The organism is Rhizobium ecuadorense, from assembly GCF_001187535.1.
GTDB lineage: Bacteria > Pseudomonadota > Alphaproteobacteria > Rhizobiales > Rhizobiaceae > Rhizobium > Rhizobium ecuadorense.
This window is the reverse complement of the sequence record NZ_LFIO01001018.1, coordinates 1-247: the sequence shown is the minus strand read 5'-3', so window position 1 is coordinate 247 and position 247 is coordinate 1. Positions and strand designations below refer to the sequence as shown.

Here is a 247-nt window from a genome sequence, read left to right as displayed (position 1 = left end):
TGGCGGCGATGTTCACCGGCGTACAGTCACTTGATCAGGCGCTGGATGTCGTCTGCGCCACCATCGACTGGTATTACGATTCCTACCACAACGATCCCGTCTATCTCGGCGTCTGGATGGGAACGGAGACCGATCAGGATCTGTTACAGCTGAATATCGAGCATAGCGGTCACGTCGCCGGCATCTTCCGTGACGCCGTGCGCCAGCTGGCTCCCGACCTTTGCGACGAAGAGATGTATGCGCGCAC

At 58.7% G+C, this 247-nt stretch carries 1 pseudogene; it reads left to right on the top strand.

Going from position 1 to position 247, the window contains the following annotated elements:
- A pseudogene (locus AF337_RS18520) lies at positions 1-247 on the top strand (TetR/AcrR family transcriptional regulator); the annotation flags it as partial.